The sequence below is a fragment of the Streptomyces sp. NPDC102259 genome, from assembly GCF_044766465.1.
GTDB lineage: Bacteria > Actinomycetota > Actinomycetes > Streptomycetales > Streptomycetaceae > Streptomyces.
The window spans coordinates 818,006-833,742 of record NZ_JBIWMA010000001.1; the positions used below are offsets into that span (position 1 = coordinate 818,006).

Annotated in this window: 15 protein-coding genes; 5 read left to right on the forward strand and 10 right to left on the reverse strand. The window is 72.4% G+C overall.

The features are described 5' to 3' along the window. Positions 1-2 precede the first annotated feature (2 nt). The 3 genes from ACIRPU_RS03655 to ACIRPU_RS03665 form a co-directional block, all read right to left on the reverse strand. Positions 3-1,715 (reverse strand): serine/threonine-protein kinase, encoded by a 1,713-nt coding sequence (locus ACIRPU_RS03655; protein ID WP_403861111.1) that lies wholly within the window; start codon positions 1,713-1,715, stop codon positions 3-5. Between the two features lie 132 nt (positions 1,716-1,847). Next, positions 1,848-2,294, reverse strand: coding sequence for a nuclear transport factor 2 family protein (locus ACIRPU_RS03660; RefSeq protein WP_403861114.1), 447 nt, complete (start codon positions 2,292-2,294; stop codon positions 1,848-1,850). Between the two features lie 42 nt (positions 2,295-2,336). After that, entirely contained in the window at positions 2,337-3,383 is a 1,047-nt protein-coding gene (locus tag ACIRPU_RS03665) for an MBL fold metallo-hydrolase (RefSeq protein WP_403861117.1), read from the reverse strand. Positions 3,384-3,480: 97 nt separating this feature from the next. On the opposite strand from ACIRPU_RS03665, the gene ACIRPU_RS03670 reads away from it, so the two are divergent. Beyond that, positions 3,481-4,938 (forward strand): aldehyde dehydrogenase, encoded by a 1,458-nt coding sequence (locus ACIRPU_RS03670; protein WP_384116145.1) that lies wholly within the window; start codon positions 3,481-3,483, stop codon positions 4,936-4,938. Then, entirely contained in the window at positions 4,935-5,216 is a 282-nt protein-coding gene (locus tag ACIRPU_RS03675) for a ferredoxin (protein ID WP_403861120.1), read from the forward strand. The genes ACIRPU_RS03670 and ACIRPU_RS03675 overlap by 4 nt, the downstream gene beginning before the upstream one ends. 204 nt (positions 5,217-5,420) lie before the next feature. Here ACIRPU_RS03675 and ACIRPU_RS03680 read toward each other — a convergent pair whose 3' ends face one another. After that, entirely contained in the window at positions 5,421-6,041 is a 621-nt protein-coding gene (locus ACIRPU_RS03680) for a TetR family transcriptional regulator (RefSeq protein WP_355703019.1), read from the reverse strand. Positions 6,042-6,250: 209 nt separating this feature from the next. Here ACIRPU_RS03680 and ACIRPU_RS03685 point away from each other — a divergent pair, with 209 nt between their 5' ends. The 3 genes from ACIRPU_RS03685 to ACIRPU_RS03695 are packed head-to-tail and all read left to right on the forward strand — an operon-like array spanning position 6,251 to position 9,581. Then, positions 6,251-7,696: a glycosyltransferase family 4 protein gene (locus tag ACIRPU_RS03685; protein WP_403861123.1), complete on the forward strand. Its 1,446-nt coding sequence runs from the start codon at positions 6,251-6,253 to the stop codon at positions 7,694-7,696. Then, positions 7,690-8,505: a class I SAM-dependent methyltransferase gene (locus tag ACIRPU_RS03690; protein WP_403861126.1), complete on the forward strand. Its 816-nt coding sequence runs from the start codon at positions 7,690-7,692 to the stop codon at positions 8,503-8,505. Before ACIRPU_RS03685 ends, ACIRPU_RS03690 begins: the two co-directional genes overlap by 7 nt. Next, positions 8,502-9,581, forward strand: coding sequence for a prenyltransferase (locus ACIRPU_RS03695; RefSeq protein WP_403861129.1), 1,080 nt, complete (start codon positions 8,502-8,504; stop codon positions 9,579-9,581). Before ACIRPU_RS03690 ends, ACIRPU_RS03695 begins: the two co-directional genes overlap by 4 nt. A gap of 42 nt (positions 9,582-9,623) precedes the next feature. On the opposite strand, the gene ACIRPU_RS03700 is transcribed toward ACIRPU_RS03695, so the two are convergent. The 6 genes from ACIRPU_RS03700 to ACIRPU_RS03725 all read right to left on the reverse strand — a co-directional run bounded on the left by ACIRPU_RS03700 (position 9,624) and on the right by ACIRPU_RS03725 (position 15,732). After that, on the reverse strand, positions 9,624-9,914 hold the full coding sequence (locus ACIRPU_RS03700) for a hypothetical protein (protein ID WP_054238057.1): 291 nt from the start codon (positions 9,912-9,914) through the stop codon (positions 9,624-9,626). Positions 9,915-9,978: 64 nt separating this feature from the next. Further along, the gene (locus tag ACIRPU_RS03705) at positions 9,979-10,989 is read right to left on the reverse strand and encodes an LLM class F420-dependent oxidoreductase (protein WP_403861132.1); all 1,011 of its coding nucleotides are present in this window, start codon (positions 10,987-10,989) and stop codon (positions 9,979-9,981) included. A 111-nt stretch (positions 10,990-11,100) separates the two neighbouring features. Then, positions 11,101-11,907, reverse strand: coding sequence for a DUF5336 domain-containing protein (locus tag ACIRPU_RS03710; protein ID WP_403861135.1), 807 nt, complete (start codon positions 11,905-11,907; stop codon positions 11,101-11,103). A gap of 175 nt (positions 11,908-12,082) precedes the next feature. Then, positions 12,083-13,117, reverse strand: coding sequence for an N-acetylmuramoyl-L-alanine amidase (locus ACIRPU_RS03715; RefSeq protein ID WP_403861138.1), 1,035 nt, complete (start codon positions 13,115-13,117; stop codon positions 12,083-12,085). Positions 13,118-13,338: 221 nt separating this feature from the next. Further along, positions 13,339-14,772: an MFS transporter gene (locus ACIRPU_RS03720; protein WP_403861141.1), complete on the reverse strand. Its 1,434-nt coding sequence runs from the start codon at positions 14,770-14,772 to the stop codon at positions 13,339-13,341. Between the two features lie 105 nt (positions 14,773-14,877). Beyond that, complete coding sequence (locus tag ACIRPU_RS03725; RefSeq protein ID WP_403861144.1) at positions 14,878-15,732, reverse strand: NAD(P)H-binding protein; 855 nt, start codon at positions 15,730-15,732, stop codon at positions 14,878-14,880. Between the last annotated feature and the right edge of the window lie 5 nt (positions 15,733-15,737).

Here is a 15,737-nt window from a genome sequence, read left to right on the forward strand (position 1 = left end):
CACTACTGGGCCGCCCGCCAGACCGTCATGTCCGCGGTCACGAAGGCGATGTCCGGCAGCGCGGTCGACTTCACCTGGATCACGAGCAGCGCGATGTCCCCGGAGGGGTGCTTGACGCAGATCTCGCTGCCGGCCGCCGCCGCGGCGAGGGGGAGCCGGTGGCTCTTGGCGCCGGTGAGGAGGATGCGGCACGAGTCGAGGGAGCCGCCGGGGTCGCCGTACAGCATGGAGAACACGCTGGTGTCGCTCTCCAGCGCGCAGCCGGTCTGCTCGCAGGTGAAGCGGATGTCCCCCTTGCTGTCCTCGCGCCGGACCGGCTCCCTGACGTCCAGCGAGGTCTTCGCGTCGAGCCACTGGAGGGGGTAGGCGGTGGCCTGCGGTGTCTTGGGCGTGGTCGAGGAGGGGGCCGCACCCTCCTCCGCTGTGCGGTCACCGGCCACCGAGTCCGGCGCGGCTGTCGACGAGGACGCCGACGACCGCGTGGACCCGGACGGACCGGGCGTCGAGGACGCCCCGGCCGTGTCCCGGTCGCGGAGCCGGTCCGCCGCCTCCATGACCGTCCACGCCAGGCCGGTCAGCACCAGCGCGCCCGCGGTCACGGCGGCGGCCGTGAGCAACGCGGTGCGCCGACGGCGGGCCGGCCGCCCGTCCGGCCGCGTGAGCTGCGACTGCACCGGCGCGAGCAAGGGCATCGCGGGCCGGGGCATCGTGTGCGAGGGCGTCGTGTGCGGGGACATCGTGTGCTGGGGTGTCTTGTGCGTGGGCCGTGGGATCAAGGGCAGCGTGTGCACCGCGGTGGGCTCGGGGACCGGAGACGGAACCGTCACCTCCGGACCGCTGACCTCCCGCCAGACGGCCGGTCCGGCGTCCTCGGCGTCGGCCGCGTCTCCGTCCAGACGTCGTCGGCACCACTCGACGACCTCCGCCGGGGTGGCCCGCTCCTCCGGATCGGCGGCGAGGCACCGGGCGAGCAGCGGACGGAGCGGTTCGGGCAGCAGGGACAGGTCGGGTTCCGAGTGCACGATCCGGTACAGCACGCTGACCGAGGGGCCGTCCCCGTACAGCGGCTCGCCCAGGGCCGCGAACGCCGCCGTCTGGCCGAGCGCGAACACGTCGGTCGCCGCGGTCACCGCACCCGCGGTCGCCTGCTCGGGAGCCATGAACTGCGGTGTGCCGACGGCGAGGCCGGTGGCGGTGTTCGAGGTGACGTCGGAGGCCAGCGAGATGCCGAAGTCGATCACGCGCGGTCCGTCGGCGGCCAGCAGCACGTTCGAGGGCTTCAGGTCCCGGTGCACGATTCCCGCGCCGTGGATGGCCTGGAGCGCCTCCGCCACCCCCGCCATCAGCCACAGCACCGCGGGCACCGGCAGCGGCCCGCGCCGGGCGACGGCCTCCGCCAGCGAGGGACCGGGCACGTACAGGGTGGCCAGCCAGGGGGGTACGCCGTCCGCGTCGGCGTCGATCAGCTCGGCGGTGTACGCGCCGCGGACCCGCCGGGCGGCTTTGATCTCCCTGCGGAACCGCCGCCGGAAGGCCGGGTCGTCGGCGAGCTCCGGGCGTACCACCTTGATCGCCAGCGGTCGGCCGCCCTGCGTGTGCGACAGGTAGACCCGTCCCATGCCGCCCGCCCCGAGCCGGGCGGCGAGACGGTAACCGGCCACCACGGGCGGATCGTCCGCCTGGAGTGGCTGGAACGCCTCAGTCGCATGATTCATCGGCCCTCATCCCCCTAATGACCCTGGCCCCCGGCCCCGGCCCCGCCGGTCCCCGTGATCCGACGCTCCCACGCTTCGAAGATCCGACGCTCCGAAGGTCCGGCGCTTCGAAGGTCCGGCGCTTCGATCAAGTCAGCAGCCTACGCGGGGTGTCGGTCCGCCGAAGGGGAGGAACAGCACCCGGGTCTCCAGCAGCCACAACCCGTCGACCTGGCGGAACGCGTCCTGATAATGCCCCACTTGGACGGGCGGTCCGGCCGGGACGATGCCGCCTGTGTAGCCGTCGACCCGGTACGTCGAGAAGTACGAGGTGGCCAGGGCGGTGTCCGGCGCGGTCGCCGTGACGAGGATGTTCGACATGAGGCGGCGCGAGAGGCGTTCGGCGGGACGCGAACCGAAGTACTCCCGCAGCGCCGCCCGCCCCTTGATCAGCCGTCCGCCCTCCGGCCACTCCCAGGTGCCGTCCTCGGCGAACAGCTCGGCCACCGAGGCGGGTTCGCCGAGGTCCAGCCGGTGGACGAAGTCGACGACGAGGCGCTCGCAGGCGCGTTCGGCGAGCAGCCGCTGCAAGGGGTCCATAAGGGCGTTGGTATCAAGGCGCCCTCGCCCGCCGCGAGCGATTTACGCCGCCACGTACGTCACCGGATCGCTCCCGACGACCGCCTCCGCGCGCCCCTGCTTCACCAGTCGCCGCAGATGGGCCTCGGCCTCCGAGACCGCGATGTTCCGTGAGCCGTGGGGGATCTGCTGCCAGGGGCGGTTCCACTCCATGCGTTCCGCGAGCTGCCAGGGGGTGAGGGGGGTGGCGAGGAGGGCGAGGAGGCCGGTCAGGCGGTCCTCGTGGTGGGTGAGCAACTCCTCGACGCGGAAGGGCGCGTCGGTGAATGCGTACTGGTGGGCGGGGAGGATCTCGGCGGGGGCGAGCCGGCCGACGCGTTCGAGGGAGTCGAGGTAGTCGCCGAGGGGGTCGGTGACGGTGGCGTCGTCGGGATCCTCGTACAGGCCGATGTGCGGGGTGATCTCCGGCAGCAGGTGGTCGCCGGAGAACAGGCGTCCGTGGCCCGGGAGTCGAGCGGGATGGTCCTCCTCCAGGTGGAGGCAGACATGGCCCGGGGTGTGGCCCGGCGTCCAAATCGCGCGCAGCCGGCGGCCGGGCAGGTCGAGGAACTCGCCGGGGACGATCTCGCGGTCGGGCAGGGCGGGCGCCAGACCGGGGAAGGGGCGGCGGGCGGGAGGCGTGCGGAGCGGGGCGATGTGCTCCTCGGGGGCGCCGGCGGCGGTGAGCTTGGCCGCCATGTACGTGTACCAGCGCTCGGGGCGCGTCTCGCGGGTCCGCCGCACGATCGAGGTGTCCGCCGCGTGCATCGCCAGCCACGCCCCGGAGGCCTCCCGCACCTGGCCGGACAGACCGTGGTGGTCGGGGTGGTGGTGGGTGATCACGACTCCGACCAGTTCCGTGACGGAGGTGCCGCACGCGGCCAGCCCGGCGGTCAGCGTCTCCCAGGACGCCGGGTCGTCCCAGCCCGTGTCGATCAGGACCGGTCCACGGTCGGTGTCGACGACGTACACCAGGGTGTGGCCCAACGGGTTGTCCGGGATCGGCACCCGCAGGGAGCGGACTCCGCCGCCATGGTCGTACGTGGTGGGTCCGTCCTGGCTGCTCTTCATCTGCCCTCCGTCACACGGCCATTGCTGACTATAACTGGAACTGGTATCAGTTCCTGATACACCGTCAGGAACGGATACGCAGACGAAGGCAGTGGCCATGGCCGAGCTCGTGGAACACGGACAGCTGTTCATCGGCGGGGAACTGACCGATCCCCTGGGCAAGGACGTCATCGAGGTGGTCTCGCCGCACACCGAGGAGGTCATCGGGCGGGTGCCGCACGCGTCGACGGGTGACGTGGACCGGGCGGTCGCCGCGGCGCGGCGGGCCTTCGACGAGGGGCCCTGGCCCCGGTTGTCGCTCGACGAGCGGATCGCCGTCGTCACCCGGATCAAGGACGGCATCGCCCTGCGTCACGAGGAGATCGCCCGGGTGATCTCCTCCGAGAACGGCTCCCCGTACTCCTGGAGCGTCCTTGCGCAGGCGCTCGGCGCGATGATGGTGTGGGACGCGGCGATCACCGTCGCACGCGGCTTCACCTACGAGGAGCGGCGCGACGGCGTGCTGGGGAAGATCCTCGTGCGGCGCGAGCCGGTGGGAGTGGTCGCGGCCGTCGTCCCCTGGAACGTGCCGCAGTTCGTCGCCGCCGCGAAGCTCGCGCCCGCGCTGCTCACCGGCTGCACGGTGGTGCTGAAGCCGTCGCCGGAGTCGCCGCTGGACGCGTATCTGCTGGCCGAGATCGCGCGGGAGGCGGGGCTGCCGGAGGGCGTGCTGTCGATCCTGCCGGCGGACCGCGAGGTCAGCGAGTACCTGGTGGGGCATCCGGGCGTCGACAAGGTGTCGTTCACCGGCTCGGTCGCGGCCGGCAGGCGGGTCATGGAGGTGGCGTCCAGGAACCTGACGCGGGTGACGCTGGAGCTCGGCGGGAAGTCGGCGGCGGTCGTCCTGCCGGACGCGGACATCGCCACGTCCGTCCCCGGGATCGTCTCCGCCGCCTTCATGAACAACGGGCAGGCCTGTGTGGCCCAGACCCGCATCCTCCTGCCGCGCTCGCGCTACGACGAGTTCGCGGACGCCTTCGCCGCCGCGGCGGCCGCGTTGGTCGTCGGCGACCCGCTGGACCCGGCGACCCAGGTCGGCCCGCTGGTCGCGGAGCGGCAGCAGCGCAGGAACCTCGACTACATCCGGATCGGGCAGGAGGAGGGCGCGAAGATCCTCACGGGCGGCGGACGTCCGGCCGGCCTGGACCGCGGCTGGTACGTCGAGCCGACCCTGTTCGGCGACGTCGACAACTCCATGCGGATCGCCCGCGAGGAGATCTTCGGGCCGGTGATCTGTCTGCTCCCCTACGGCGACGAGTCCGAGGCGCTGCGGATCGCGAACGACTCCGACTACGGGCTCAGCGGCAGCGTGTGGACGGCCGACGTCGAGCACGGCATCGAGGTCGCCCGGCAGGTCCGTACCGGGACGTACTCGGTGAACACCTTCAGCCTCGACATGCTCGGCCCGTTCGGCGGCTACAAGAACTCCGGGCTGGGGCGGGAGTTCGGGCCCGAGGGCTTCGGCGAGTACCTCGAGCACAAGATGATCCATCTGCCGGCGGGATGGGAGGGATGAGCCGGGTGGGGACGCCTCCCGCGCGAGCGCATTCGAGCGTGGGGGCGGGGGACCGGTGGCACGTCGAGGTGGACCGGTCCCTGTGCATCGGCTCCGCCCAGTGCGTCCACCACGCGCCTGACGGCTTCCGGCTCGACACCGCGCGCCAGTCCCATCCGGTCGACCCGGACATGGACGCCAACGAGCGGGTGCTGGCGGCGGCGGAGAGCTGCCCGGTCGAGGCGATCATGATCACGCTGGCGGGCAGCGGGGAGGCGGTGTTCCCGCCGGAGGAGTGAAGAAATTTCCCGCCAGGGTATTGCGTCACGTTTAGGACGTTTTATCCTGGTAGTGGCCTACGAGGCGAATGAGGGGGTCCGACCGGAGTAGCCGACTTCTGCGAGACGCGAAGGCATCCGCAGAGGCCGACGTCGACGGACGGACCGAGGGACCTGAAGGTCGCGGGACAGGATCTGAAGGAAGCCCTCGTCGTCTCGTAGGTCCTATTCGTGTGTCCGGGGGTCCGTCACGTCGATCAGCCGGCACACCGTCTCGATGTCTATCCGAACCTGGGCGATGGACGCGCGGCCCGACAGCCAGGTGATGAGCGCCGAGTGCCAGGTGTGCTCGATGACGCGGACCGCCGAGAGCTGCTCCGGGGTGGGATCGGTCAGGCCCATCGAGTCGAGGATGATCGCCGTCGTCTGACGGGAGACCTGGTCGACCTCCGGTGAGACGCTGCGGTCGGCGAAGGTCAGCGCGCGGACCATCGCGTCCGCCAGGTGCGGCTCACGCTGCAGGGCGCGGAAGGCACGCATCAGGGTCTCCGCGACGCGGTCCGCCGCCCGCTCGCCCGTCGGGGGCTTCTTCCTCAGCGTGCCGTGCATGTGCTCCAGCTGGTCCTGCATCGTGGCGACCAGCAGATGCACCTTGGAGGGGAAGTAGCGGTAGAGCGTGCCCAGGGCGACCTGCGAGGACTCCGCGACCTCCCGCATCTGCACCGCGTCGAAACCGCCCCGGCTGGCCAACTGCGCGCTCGCGTGCAGGATGCGGCGACGGCGCGCCTCCTGCCGCTCGGTGAGCGGGGAGTGCGCAGGGCGCTGAGAGCTGGCTTCCGCAGACATGGGTCCCGTTCCGTGACAGTCGGTGAGGCTCAGTGGGCACACAGCTCGACGGGGCGGTAGGCCGTGGCGTGAATCACCTGATCCACTGCTCACAGCTCTCCTACCTGCCGGTAGATTCAGAGCCTCCCGAACGATCAAGTCTGAAACTTGTTCTAGATTAGCGTCCCGTCGTAGTCTCGCGGGACAATGCAGGCAGAAGGGGGCCCGGAGTGACCGCTGAGGCCAGTCAGGCAGGGCCCCGGCAGGACCTCGCCGCCGACGGAGGGCGACCGCTCACCATCGCGCTCCTCACGTATAAGGGGAACCCGTTCTGCGGGGGCCAGGGTGTCTACGTACGGCACCTCTCGCGCGAGCTGGCCCGTCTCGGGCACCGCGTCGAGGTGATCGGCTCCCAGCCCTATCCGGTGCTGGACCCGGGTCACGACGACCGCCTCTCCCTCACCGAGCTGCCCAGCCTCGACCTCTACCGTCAGCCGGATCCCTTCCGCACCCCGAAGCGCGGCGAGTACCGCGACTGGGTCGACGCCCTCGAGGTCGCCACGATGTGGACCGGCGGCTTTCCCGAGCCGCTGACGTTCTCGCTGCGGGCCCGCCGCCACCTGCGCGCGCGCAGCGGCGAGTTCGACATCGTGCACGACAACCAGACCCTGGGATACGGACTGTTGGGGGACGTCGGCGCGCCCCTCGTCACCACCATCCACCACCCCATCACCGTCGACCGGCAGTTGGAGCTGGACGCCGCCGAGGGATGGCGGCGGCGGTACTCCGTGCGCCGCTGGTACGCCTTCACCCGGATGCAGAAGCGGGTCGCGCGCCGGCTGCCGTCCGTGCTCACCGTCTCCGGCACCTCCCGCCAGGAGATCGTCGAGCACCTCGGCGTCCGCGACGACCGCATCCACGTCGTCCACATAGGCGCCGACACCGACCTGTTCTCGCCGAACCCCGCCGTGGCCGTCGTGCCGGGCCGGATCGTGACCACGTCCAGCGCGGACGTCCCGCTCAAGGGCCTGGTCTTCCTCGTCGAGGCGCTGGCCAAGGTGCGCACCGAGCACCCGCACGCCCATCTCGTCGTCGTGGGCAAGCGTCCGCAGGAGGGGCCGGTCGCCCAGGCGATCGAGCGGTACGGCCTCGAGGGCGCCGTCGAGTTCGTCAAGGGCATCTCCGACGCCGAACTGGTCGACCTGGTCCGCTCGGCGGAGGTCGCCTGCGTGCCGTCGCTGTACGAGGGCTTCTCCCTGCCGGCCGCCGAGGCCATGGCCACGGGCACCCCGCTGCTCGCCACGACCGGCGGGGCGATCCCCGAGGTCGCCGGGCGCGACGGCGAGACCTGCCTGGCCGTGCCGCCGGGCGACTCCGGCGCGCTGGCCTCGGGTCTAGGACGGCTGCTGGGCGATCCGGAGCTACGGGCCCGGCTCGGCGCGGCCGGACGGCAGCGAGTGCTCGAGCGGTTCACCTGGGCGCGGGCCGCCGAGGGGACCGTGGCCCGGTACCGCGAGGCGATGGCCGACGGCGGTCGCCCACGGGGCGCCGAGGCTCCCGCGGCCGTCGAGACCCCCGCCGCCCCCACGGCCGTGGAGGCCGTCGGCGCCGGGGCCGACATCGACGCCGTATCCGAAGCATCCGATTGCGATCGCGAAAGCAGGGCCACGTGCTGACCGTCGACTTCTCCCGGTTCCCGCTCGCCCCGGGCGACCGAGTCCTGGACCTGGGCTGCGGTGCCGGCCGGCACGCCTTCGAGTGTTACCGGCGCGGCGCGCAGGTCGTGGCCCTCGACCAGAACGCCGAGGAGATCCGCGAGGTCGCCAAGTGGTTCGCGGCGATGAAGGAGGCCGGCGAGGCCCCCGAGGGCGCCACCGCCACCGCCATGGAGGGCGACGCGCTCGCCCTGCCCTTCCCCGACGAGTCCTTCGACGTCGTGATCATCTCCGAGGTCATGGAGCACATCCCGGACGACAAGGGCGTCCTCGCGGAGATGGTGCGCGTGCTCAGGCCGGGCGGCCGGATAGCGATCACCGTCCCGCGCTACGGCCCCGAGAAGGTCTGCTGGACCCTCTCCGACGCCTACCACGAGGTCGAGGGCGGCCACATCCGCATCTACCGGGCGGACGAACTGCTCACGAAGATCCGCGAGGCGGGCCTGAAGCCCTACGGCACCCACCACGCCCACGCGCTGCACTCGCCGTACTGGTGGCTGAAGTGCGCGTTCGGCGTCGACAACGACAAGGCGCTGCCGGTGCGGGCGTACCACAAGCTGCTGGTCTGGGACATCATGAAGAAGCCCCTCGCCACCCGGGTCGCCGAGCAGGCGCTGAACCCGCTCATCGGCAAGAGCTTCGTCGCGTACGCGACCAAGCCGCACCTGCCGCGACTCCCCGAGCAGGCGGAGAACGCCGAGCAGGCGGACAGGACCGAGCAGGCGGACAGGACCGAGCAGGGCGAGAAGACCGGGGCGGGCGCCAAGTGACCACCCCCCGGACAGAACACCTCGTCCTGCCCGGGGTCCTCACCGCCGAGCAGGCCGCCGTGACCGTCACCGGCATCCTCGCCGCGCAGCGTGAGGACGGCGCGATCCCGTGGTTCCGAGGCCACCACCTCGACCCGTGGGACCACACCGAGGCGGCGATGGCGCTGGACGCGGCGGGCGAACACGAGGCCGCCGAGCGGGCGTACCTCTGGCTGGCCCGGCACCAGAACGACGACGGTTCCTGGTTCGCCGCGTACGCGGACGGCGCCTTCGACGACGTCACCGACCGAGGGCGCGAGACGAACTTCGTCGCCTACATCGCCGTGGGCGTCTGGCACCACTACCTGTCCACCGGCGACGACACCTTCCTGGACCGCATGTGGCCGGCCGTCTTCGCGGCCGTCGAGTACGTGCTGCGGCTCCAGCAGCCCGGCGGGCAGATCGGCTGGCGTCGTGACGACGACGGCACCCCGACCGCCGACGCGCTGCTCACCGGCTCCTCCTCCATCCACCAGGCGCTGCGCTGCGCGCTGGCGATCGCCGAGCAGCGCGAAGAGCCGCAGCCCGACTGGGAGTTGGCGGTGGGAGCGCTGCGGCACGCCATCCGCCGGCATCCCGAGCGGTTCCTCGACAAGGACCGCTACTCGATGGACTGGTACTACCCGGTGCTGGGCGGCGCGTTGACCGGCGCGGAGGCCAAGGCCCGGATCGAGGCGGACTGGGAGCGGTTCGTGGTCCCGGGGCTGGGTGTGCGCTGCGTCGTCCCCAACCCGTGGGTGACGGGCGGCGAGTCGGCCGAACTCGCCCTGGCCCTGTGGGCGATGGGCGAGTCCGACCGGGCGCTGGAGATCCTTCAGTCGATCCAGCATCTGCGCGACGAGGAGTCGGGCCTGTACTGGACGGGGTTCGTGTTCGAGGACGAGGCGATCTGGCCCCGGGAGCTGACCACCTGGACCGCGGGGTCGCTGCTCCTCGCCGTGGCGGCCCTCGGTGGTCATGAGGCCACCTGCGCCGTGTTCGGCGGGGAGCTGCTGCCGACCGGGCTGTCCGGGCTCGAGGCGGACTGCTGCGCCTGACCCGTTCCCGGGGCGGGTTCCAGGACCCGCCCCGGGAACGCCTCAGTGGCGGTGGACCCGGTTGGCGATGGCGTGACCGATGAACAGGTAGACGACCGCTGCCAGGCCGTACCCTGCCACCACGCGCGCCCAGGCCTCGTCGAACGTGAACAGGTCACGTGACCAGCCGGCCAGCCAGTTGGCCGCGTCATGCACGAACTGGACCAGGTCGTTACCCCGGTTGGCGTCCAGCAGGTACATGAGGATCCACAGCCCGAGGATGACGGCCATGACGTCCGCGACGACCGCTATGACCGTTCCGGCGGAGTTGGAACCACTGCGATATCGAGACATGACTTCCGTCTGGCCCCGGAATCCCGGTTGAAACGTGGAGTGTTCGCTCTCCGTGCTCCCGTGGCTATGAGTTGAGTTCCGCCAGCGTCCGAAGGGTCGTCCGGTCCGGGGCGACGAGAAGCAGGTCCGTCACCGGCCCCTTGCGCCAGGACTCCAGCCGCTCGGCGACGCGTTCGCGCGGGCCGACCAGGGAGATCTCGTCGGCGAACGCGTCCGGGACGGCCCGCACCGCCTCCTCGCGCCGCCCCGCCAGGAAGAGCTCCTGGATGCGCCGGGCCTCCTCCTCGTACCCCATGCGGGCCATCAGGTCGGCGTGGAAGTTGCGGGTGGCGTGGCCCATGCCGCCGATGTAGAAGCCGAGCATGGTCTTCACGGGAAGCAGGCCCTCGGTGACGTCGTCACAGATCCGCGCCTGGGCGAGGGGCGCGACCCGGAAGCCCTCGGGCAGCTCCGCCACCGCCGGGCCGTACGCGTCCGGCCGGTTCGGCGACCAGTACAGGGGCAGCCAGCCGTCGGCGATACGGATCGTCTGGGCGACGTTGCGCGGACCCTCCGCGCCCAGCAGCAACGGCAGTTCGGGGCGCAGGGGATGGGTGATGGACCTGAGCGGTCTGCCCAGGCCGGTCGCGTCCGGGCCGCGGTAGGGGTGCGAGTGGAAGCGGCCGTCCAGTTCCACCGGCGCCCGGCGGCGCAGCACCTGGCGCACCACGTCCACGTACTCCCGGGTCGCGGTCAGGGGGGACTTGGGGAACGGCCTGCCGTACCAGCCCTCCACCACCTGGGGGCCCGACAGGCCGAGCCCGAGCATCATCCGGCCGCCGGAGAGATGGTCCAGGGTCAGGGCGTGCATCGCCGTCGTGGTGGGGGAGCGGGCCGCCATCTGCGCCACCGCCGTGCCCAGTTTGATCGTCGACGTGCGGGCGGCGATCCAGGTGAGGGGGGTGAAGGCGTCCGAGCCCCAGGACTCCGCCGTCCACACGGAGTCGTAACCGAGCCGTTCCGCCTCACGCGCCAGCTCCACATGGTCGGGGGAGGGGCCGCGACCCCAGTAGCCGAGCGCCAGACCGAGCCGCATGCCCGCCTCCTGACGGTGTGTCAGACAAGGGAAGGCTGCGACTGTACGACAACGGCCCCCCGCCCGGAAGGGCGAGGGGCCGTGCGTGAAGCTGTCCGGGGGAGCCGGGGCTCAGCCGCGCTGGATGCCGGAGGCGTCCCGCAGGACGCCGCGGCGGCCGTCCTGGGTCTGGGCGACCAGACCCTGGGCGCCCTGCTCGACCGCGAGGTACCAGGTGCCCGGCGCCAGTTCGGCGATCGGCATCGGCGCGCCGTCCTCCGCGTACAGCGGACGCGGCACCGGCACGGCGAACCAGAACGGGGAGAAGTCCCCGCCCGACGGCTGCGCCGGACCCGGCTGGGCGCCGAACGGCGGCTGACCCGGCTGGCCCTGCTGCGGCGGGCCGCCGAACGCCGACGGCTGCTGCGGCGCGCCCGGGTAACCGTAACCGGCGGGCGGCTGCGCGCCGTAGGGCTGCGGGGCCGCGGGCTTGGGCGCCGGGATGAGGGCGGCCTGGAGGGCGGGCACCAGCGGGGTGGCGATCGCGCCGCCGGCCAGCAGCAGCGTGGCGATCAGGCCCAGGATCAGACCGGAGCCCGTGTCGACCCCGGTGCTGCCGAAGGTGTCGCTGAACGCGCCGAGCGGGTCGATGATCGTCCAGAACGCCGTCCACGCGGCGAAGACCGTCAGCGCGACGCCGAACTGCCCCAGGTCGATGCCGGCCACCTTGCGCGGCTGCGGAAGCGCGCGGGCCACGACGATCAGGGCGGCACCGATGATTCCGCCGAGATACATGCTCATTACGAGGCCGAGGTTGTCCCAGGCGTTCGGGACGTCACTGCCGGAGCCGTCGAACGTGTCCAGGAACGACGCGATGAACAGCAATACCGCTGCTCCGATCACCACGCCGTCGCCTCGAGTGAGGGAGCGGATATTCACTTCAGGTCCTTCGTCTGTCGTCTCGTCATCGGTACACGCATACACATATCGGTAGAGGCGTCGCTGTCACCATGTCGCCGTCAGGCCCCTTTGTGAAGCGCGGGGGTGGCCCCTCATCGTGGGGACGACACTATCGTCACCACGATCGCGCTGTCCGCCGGGATGAGGGCCCTGATCACGACCCGTGCAGGAAACTCACGATTCCCTCAGAGATCCCCTGCGCCGCCTTCTGCCGCCAGGCGCCACTGGTCAGCAGCGCCGCGTCCTTGGTATCGCGCATGTTGCCGCACTCGATGAACACCTTGGGAACCGTTGACAGATTGAGACCGCCCAGGTCCTCACGCGTGACGAGACCGGTGCCGTCGCCGACGTAGTTGGACGGTGAAGTGCCCGTCGCCCGGCTGAAGTCGCCCGCGATCAGCTTCCCGAGGTCCTTCGACGGGGCGACGATGGCACGGGTGTCGGCGGCCCCCTCGTGCACCGTGCCCGGCAGGATCACATGGAAGCCGCGCTGCCCGGCCCCGGCGCCGTCGGCGTGGATCGAGACGACCGCGTCGGCGTGCGCCGCGTTCCCGATCCGGGCGCGCTCGTCGACGCACGGACCGTACGGCCGGTCCGCGTCCTGCGTCAGCCGCACCGTTGCGCCCTGCTGCTGGAGCAGCGCGCGCAACCGGTGGGCCACGTCCAGCGTGAACTCCGCCTCGCTGTAACCGGAGTTCGTGGACGTGCCCGTCGTGTCGCACTCCTTCAGGTTGGTGCCGATGTCCACTTTGCGGTTGATGTCGGCGGTGTGCCGGTAGTTGGTGGGGTTGTGGCCGGGGTCGATGACGACGACCCTGCCCTGGAGCGAGGTCGCGCCGGAACCGGCCGGCGCGGAGGCGGACGCGGTGCTCGTACCGACGCCCGTCTTCCCGTCACCGCTCACGCCGCCCGCACCGTCCGCACCGTCCGCACCGTGCCCACTGTCCGCGCCGTTCGCGGGGGAGCTCAGTACGCTCGGCGCCGCCCCCGCGCCCGCCCCGGGACCGTCCGCCCCGCCGCTCCCGGTCCCGCCCAGCGCCTCGTACGCCAGCCAGCCCAGCAACGCCCCGGGCACGAGCGCGGCGAGCGTCACGGTCAGCGGGCGGCGCAGCGGTGAGCGGCGCGGCCGCGGGGGACCGAAGGGGTCGGAGGGATCGAAGGGACCGGGGTTCGAGCCTGCGTACGACACGCCTGCCACCCTAACGGCCACCCTGGCGAGGTCTCACGGGGACGGCGGCCGGACGGATGACGGGCGGACGGACGTCGGGCGGGCGGGCGACGGGCGGGCGGGCGGACGACGGACGGGCGGCTGGCCGGTCGGACGACGGACGGGCGGCTGGCCGGTCGGACGACGGACGGACGGCTGGGTGGTCGGACGACGGGCGGCTCGGCGGTCGCCCCGCCCGGTCGTCAAGCGGCGGAGGCTCGGCGCGGCAGCCACACCAGCATCAGGACCGCCCCCGCCAGCAGGACGCCCGTGCCGGTGCGGAACGCCAGCGCGTATCCCTCGGTGAGGGCTTCCGGTGTGCCGCGTCCCGCCGTGCGCGCGGAGGCGATCGTCGACAGCACCGCCAGGCCCAGCGCGCCGCCCATCGTGCGGGAGGTGTTGACCAGGCCGGACACCAGACCCGCCTCGCCCGGCGCCGCGCCCGAGATGGCCAGCGAGGCGAGCGGGGTCGAGGCCAGGCCCGCGCCCAGCATCATCAGGACGCCCGGCAGCATGATCCCGGTGACGTACCCGGCGTCCGCGCTCATCGTCGACTGCCAGGCGAACCCCGCCGCCGCGAGCAGCGTGCCCAGCGTGGCAACGGTGCGGGCCCCGGCCGTGCGCATGAAACGGGGGGCGAGTTTCGAGGCGACGACGATGGCCAGCGAGCTCGGCATCAGCGCCAGGCCCGCCTCCAGCGGGGTGTAGCCCAGGACGTTCTGCGCGTACAGCGTCATGAAGAACCACATGGAGAACAGGGCCGAGCCGTTCACGAACATCGCCGCGTTCGCCGCCGACACCGCCCGCAGTCGGAACAGTCCGAGCGGCATCAACGGGTCCGCCGTCCGGGCCTGGACGGCGAGGAACAGGCCGATCGACGCGAGCCCGGCGGCCAGCGGGACGAGCGTGGCCGGCGCCGTCCAGCCCTCGGCCTCCGTCCGCGAGATGCCGTACGCCAGCGTGGCGAGGCCGGCCGTGACCAGCAGCGCGCCCGGCAGGTCCGGGCGGCGGCCGTCGCCGGCCCGGCTCTCGGACAGCCACCTCAGCGAGCCGGCCAGCAGCACCGCACCGACCGGGACGTTGATCAACAGGACCCAGCGCCAGGACATGAGGTCCACCAGCGCCCCGCCGACCAGTCCGCCCGCGGCCCCGCCACCCGCGCCGACCGCCGTCCACGTGGCGATGGCCCGCGCCCGCGCGGCGCCCTCCGGCACGGCGGAGGTGACGATCGTCAGCGTCGCGGGCGCGAGGATCGCCGCGCCCAGCCCCTGCACGGCTCGCGCGAGCAGCAGTTGCCGGCCGTCCTGCGCGATGCCGCCGGCCAGCGAGGCCAGCGTGAACAGGGCGAGGCCGGTGAGGAACATCCGCTTGCGGCCGTAGAGGTCGCCCGCACGGCCGCCGAGCAGCATGAACCCGGCGAAGGCGATCGAGTACGCGTTCACCACCCAGTGCAGGCCCGGGGCGCTCATCGCGAGATCCGCCCGGATCGACGGCAGCGCCACGTTCACCACGGACACGTCGAGCACGACGAGGAACTGCCCGGCGCAGGCGAGTGCCACGAGCAGCCAGGCGGGAGCGGCGGGACGGCGGGATCTCGGGGCGCGGGTGGTGTCGGCGGTTTCCAGCATGGGCGTCATGGTCTCAACCCGGTTGCGCCCCTTGCATCGGGATTTGGACCTAGGGCGTGGGGCGGGGCCGTCCTCGGCCGCCGGTGGCTCAGGGCGCGGTGGGCCGCCGGTGGTTCAGGGGGCGGTGAAGTCGGCGATGTGGTCGGTGGCCCAGACGGTGAAGGAGCGGGCGGGGTGGCCGGTGAGTTCCTCGACGGTGCGGGTGAGGGCGACGGGCCTGCCGTCCGTGGACGCCCACCACGCGAGGAGGGCGTCGGCGTAGACGGCGGGGATGTGCCCGTCGGTCTCCGCCTTCCACTCCTCGGCGGTGACGTGCTTGACCGCGATGGGGCGCCCGGTGACGGCGGCGAGCCGGTCGATCTGCTCGGCGAACGTCAGCGACTCGGGTCCGGTGAGGGTGAACCTTCCGCCGCGGTGCCGGGGGTCGGTGAGGACGGCGTGGGCGGCCTCGGCCAGGTCCGTCTCATGGAGGGGGTCGGTGTGGGCGCCGGGGAAGGGCAGACTGACGGGCAGGCCGGCCCTGACGGGCCAGGCCCAGGACGCGGCGTTGGAGGCGAAGGATCCCGGCCGCAGGAGGGTGGTGGGGATCGGGGAGGCGAGCAGTGCCCGCTCCACGGCCAGATGGGAGCCGGCCAGGGGGTCGTCCTTCGGCTCCGACCCGACCGCGACTGCGCCCAGGACGCTCGAGCTGGACAGCACCACGACGTGGGCGACGCCGGCCCGGTGGGCGTGGTCGACGAAGTCGGTGATGCGGGCGGGGTTCGCGTAGAGGAAGACGGAGGTCACCCCGGCCAGGGCGGCGGGGAAGGTCGAGGGGTCGGTGAGGTCGAGGGTGACCGCCTCGACGCCGGGGGGCGGGGTGAGGCCGGCGGGAGCGGCGGAGCCGACGCGCACGGGTAGGCCGTCGGCGTGCAGGAGGGCGAGCAAGCGGGCGGCGACCGCGCCGCGGCCTCCGGTGATCAGGATCATGACGG

Excerpts from the sequence above, each read along its gene's own strand:
- ACIRPU_RS03660 (WP_403861114.1), bottom strand. The coding sequence starts at position 2,294 with ATGGACCCCTTGCAGCGGCTGCTCGCCGAACGCGCCTGCGAGCGCCTC.
- ACIRPU_RS03675 (WP_403861120.1), top strand. The coding sequence starts at position 4,935 with ATGAGCCGGGTGGGGACGCCTCCCGCGCGAGCGCATTCGAGCGTGGGG.
- ACIRPU_RS03670 (WP_384116145.1), top strand. The coding sequence starts at position 3,481 with ATGGCCGAGCTCGTGGAACACGGACAGCTGTTCATCGGCGGGGAACTG.
- ACIRPU_RS03705 (WP_403861132.1), bottom strand. The coding sequence starts at position 10,989 with ATGCGGCTCGGTCTGGCGCTCGGCTACTGGGGTCGCGGCCCCTCCCCC.
- ACIRPU_RS03725 (WP_403861144.1), bottom strand. The coding sequence starts at position 15,732 with ATGATCCTGATCACCGGAGGCCGCGGCGCGGTCGCCGCCCGCTTGCTC.
- ACIRPU_RS03655 (WP_403861111.1), bottom strand. The coding sequence starts at position 1,715 with ATGAATCATGCGACTGAGGCGTTCCAGCCACTCCAGGCGGACGATCCG.
- ACIRPU_RS03665 (WP_403861117.1), bottom strand. The coding sequence starts at position 3,383 with ATGAAGAGCAGCCAGGACGGACCCACCACGTACGACCATGGCGGCGGA.
- ACIRPU_RS03680 (WP_355703019.1), bottom strand. The coding sequence starts at position 6,041 with ATGTCTGCGGAAGCCAGCTCTCAGCGCCCTGCGCACTCCCCGCTCACC.
- ACIRPU_RS03700 (WP_054238057.1), bottom strand. The coding sequence starts at position 9,914 with ATGTCTCGATATCGCAGTGGTTCCAACTCCGCCGGAACGGTCATAGCG.
- ACIRPU_RS03720 (WP_403861141.1), bottom strand. The coding sequence starts at position 14,772 with ATGACGCCCATGCTGGAAACCGCCGACACCACCCGCGCCCCGAGATCC.